This is a genomic window from Catenibacterium sp. (genome assembly GCF_052354645.1).
GTDB lineage: Bacteria > Bacillota_I > Bacilli_A > Erysipelotrichales > Coprobacillaceae > Catenibacterium > Catenibacterium mitsuoka_A.
This window is the reverse complement of sequence record NZ_DAWDDM010000194.1, coordinates 1-3,818: the sequence shown is the minus strand read 5'-3', so window position 1 is coordinate 3,818 and position 3,818 is coordinate 1. Positions and strand designations below refer to the sequence as shown.

At 33.1% G+C, this 3,818-nt stretch carries 5 protein-coding genes; all 5 read left to right on the top strand.

Annotated elements, in window-relative coordinates; genetic code table 11:
• Positions 1-240: 240 nt before the first annotated feature.
• The 5 genes from ACT8VG_RS08440 (at position 241) to ACT8VG_RS08420 (ending at position 3,720) form a co-directional block, all read left to right on the top strand.
• Positions 241-564, top strand: coding sequence for a DUF1828 domain-containing protein (locus ACT8VG_RS08440; protein ID WP_117459183.1), 324 nt, complete (start codon positions 241-243; stop codon positions 562-564).
• Between the two features lie 90 nt (positions 565-654).
• Positions 655-1,353, top strand: coding sequence for a Panacea domain-containing protein (locus ACT8VG_RS08435; protein ID WP_444195621.1), 699 nt, complete (start codon positions 655-657; stop codon positions 1,351-1,353).
• Between the two features lies 1 nt (position 1,354).
• Positions 1,355-1,630: a hypothetical protein gene (locus tag ACT8VG_RS08430; protein ID WP_444195620.1), complete on the top strand. Its 276-nt coding sequence runs from the start codon at positions 1,355-1,357 to the stop codon at positions 1,628-1,630.
• A gap of 120 nt (positions 1,631-1,750) precedes the next feature.
• Positions 1,751-3,055, top strand: a complete 1,305-nt coding sequence (locus ACT8VG_RS08425; RefSeq protein ID WP_444195619.1) for an alpha-amylase family glycosyl hydrolase — start codon at positions 1,751-1,753, stop codon at positions 3,053-3,055.
• Between the two features lie 35 nt (positions 3,056-3,090).
• On the top strand, positions 3,091-3,720 hold the full coding sequence (locus ACT8VG_RS08420) for a Tex-like N-terminal domain-containing protein (RefSeq protein ID WP_444195618.1): 630 nt from the start codon (positions 3,091-3,093) through the stop codon (positions 3,718-3,720).
• Positions 3,721-3,818 lie beyond the last annotated feature (98 nt).

Below are 3,818 nucleotides of genomic sequence, written 5' to 3'. Positions count from 1 at the left end.
AATGATATGAAGTAGAACTTGTATATTACACAGGTTCTTCTTATTCTAAAATAAGAGGAACAATACAAATAGTGAATCTCAATTATCACTATATTTATATCAATAACCATAAAATACAGCTTAAAAATATCTTTTCACTAGAATTATAATATGTTCTTTTTCTTCGTCCAATCTCTTGCCACACCCTATCTATAAATAGTAACTAAGATATAATAGAGAACAAGAGGGGAAGTGAAGCGCATGCTGAATTATCAAAAACTATTAATGCCCTATAAGAATTTCAAGGGCGAACATATGATTGTCTATGCCTTTGTGCATAACAAGTCCTATAAGCTCTCAGATCAGGCATCGACAATCACAAATTTGATTGATACATATCAGCTAGACGCTGATAAGAAGGAAAAGATCTCTGCAATATGTTATATGCATGATGCGAGGATCAGACAAAACGAAATCGTCATGAATATTGACGATGATGAGCTTTATATAAAGCTCAATGAATTTGGGAAAATGTTGGTGGAGATAGAAAATATCTTCACACAGGAAAGTGCATATTCACAATAATATGCACTTTTTTCTTTGTTTTAATGCATATGATAGATATTTCTAAAAAGTCTATCATATGCTATAATAAGTGTGAAGAAGGTGAATAAGATGTGTAAAACAAGAATACAAGAAGAAATAGAAGCCCTTATGTCTCTCTATCATCTTGGTAAAGCACCATTATCTTATGCTTTAGGCTTTGGAGAAGTCACTATTACAAGATATTTACAGGGAAGTACCCCTCATCCTGACTATGCACAAGTTATTCACAATGCACTATGTGATATAGACTATATGATGGATTTAGTGAATAAGAACTATGAAAAGATGGGACCAGCCTTTAAAAAGGCAATTAATAGATGTCTCACTCTTAAATCACAATTTTCATGTTCAAAAGAAATCTTGCAGGTGATCTCTTATCTCTTTTATAAACTAGAAGAACTCACACCTATGCAATTAGAATCCTATCTATACTTCATACAGGCTTATTCCTATCCACAGCCACTCTTTTATGAACATTGTGAAGCATGGAAGCAAGGTGTCATCTATCCTGATGTCTATCACTTATTCTCTACATTCCCATTTAGAGTACAAGATGATATGCGTTATAAGATCATTGAAGATGCTTATTTAGATCTAGATGAAAATAAGAAAGAATACATAGATGAAATCCTCAATACATTCTCTCGTTACCCTTTAAAAACACTTATAACACTCACTAAAACAGGACCATGGAAGAATAATTATAAAGAAGGGGAAATCATTATCATTCCTGCAGAAGATATACAAAACTATTTCAAGAGGCACTAATATGGAACAATTTTACAACATACTCAAAGAATCACTTAATGAAGAAATGGGATGGATGATTGATCACATATATGAAGACTATAAGGATACTAAAGATGTATTAGGCTTTTCGTTAAGCTGTGAGAAGATATTACGTCTATACTTTGGAACAGACATTCATGAGCAGCTTAAAGATTTACTTATATATGTCTTATATGTCTATCTTGATTATGATGACGATAAGATAGAACTATTATTGAACGACTATGACCCTGAACATAATCGATATATACAATAATACATTTAGAATATATGTAAATATATACTAAATGCATAAATGTAAGTTACTAATAATATAAATAGATTGGATAGCACATAAAAATGAAGTATAATAGTAAACAGAAAGGAAGTGTTAATTGTGTGGTATCAAGAAACAGTATTTTATCAGATTTGCCCACTAGGACTTTGTGGTGCGCCTGAAGTAAATGATGATATCCAGGCTCATCGTATTTTAAAAATCAAGGACTTTGTCCCTTATCTACAAGAATTAGGAATAGGTGCTGTGTATTTCAATCCTGTATTCAACAGTGATTCTCATGGCTATGATACGCGTGACTATAATCTCATCGATACGCGTTTAGGTACAAATGAAGATTTTGCGGAAGTATGTAAAACACTCCATGAACATGATATTAAGGTTGTATTAGATGGGGTATTCAACCATGTTGGTAGAGGCTTTTTTGCGTTTAGAGATGTCCAGGAAAAAGGACCTGCAAGCTCATATGCCAATTGGTTCCATATCAACTTTGATGGAGATTCTAGCTATGGTGATGGATTCTGGTATGAAGGATGGGAAGGTCATTATGAACTTGTAAAGTTAAACCTAGATAACCCAGATGTCCAACATTATTTACTAGATGCAGTCGATTACTGGATCAAGTGTTTTGATATTGATGGTTTAAGACTAGACGTCGCTTATTCATTACCTAGATGGTTTATGGCGATGTTAAGTGATCATTGCAAGAGTTTAAAACAGGATTTCTTTATGTTAGGAGAAGTATTAGGTGATAATGCAGGTTATATGTATACAGAAGCTAAACTAGATGCAATCACTGATTATCCATCATATAAAGCATTTTGGTCTTCATTTAACTCTTTGAATATGTTTGAATATGCCCATACATTAAAGAGAAATGCGATGGATATGTATAGAGGTAGAGATTTACTCACATTTGTAGATAACCATGATGTGAATAGAATATCTAGTACATTAACTGATGAAAGAAAACTTCCATTAGTATTTGGCTTACTCATGGCAGTTCCTGGTATTCCATGTATTTATTATGGTTCAGAATGGGGTATTAAAGGTGAAAAGATTCAAGGTGTAACAGATGCACCACTTCGTCCAGAACTCGATGCACCTGCACCTAATGATTTATCAGATTTAGTTTCTAAATATATTCATATTCGTAGAGGACATAAAGCACTCACATTAGGAGACTATAAGGATTTAGTTCTTACTAATAAGCAGTATGTATTAGAAAGAAACTATGAAGGAGAAAAGATTGTGGTCGCACTTAATATCGATGATGTACCTTATACAATCTATCCACCTATTGAACATGGTTCTTATCAGGATCTTATGAGTGGAGAAATGGTGGATTATAACGGACAATTGGAATTACCACCACTTTCAATCACATATTTATATAAGCATGCATAAGGCTGAGCAATCAGCCTTTTATAAAGGAGAAAAAAATGCAGGAAGATATTATACTTAAACTTTCAGAACAGCTAAATATCAAGACAGAACAGATACAAAATACATTAAAACTACTAGAAGAAGGCTGTACTGTTCCTTTTATTGCTCGTTATCGTAAAGAATTAACACATGGCTTAGATGAAGAACAGATTCGTGTGATTCAGGAACAATATGACTATCAGGTGAATCTTAAAAAAAGAAAAGAAGAAGTCCTTACAAGAATAGAAACATTAGGACACTTAAATGATGATATCGTGAAGATGGTCAATGCATGTACACGTTTATCACAGGTAGAAGATATCTATCGTCCTTATAAACAGAAAAAGAAAACAAGAGCCAGTGTGGCTATTGCAGCAGGTCTAGAACCTTTAGCTAAGACACTTCTTTCTTTACCACGTACATTTAATGAAAAAGACATAGATGCCTATCTGAATGATACAATCACTTCTAGAGAAGAGGCATTGCAGGGGGCTAAGGATATCATTGCGGAAAAAATTTCTAATGATATGACAGTACGTAATAAGATTGTCGATTCTATGATGAACTATGGCCGACTTGTCACTTCTAAAAAGAAGAATGCGGAAGATGAAAAGATGACCTATAAGATGTATTATGATTATTCATAAAATTTCTCACGTATTTTGACACATATTATTATGGCGATTGATCGAGTAGAAAAAGAAAAGATCATCAGTGTTTCTATCTACATTAATGAAGAGTATAT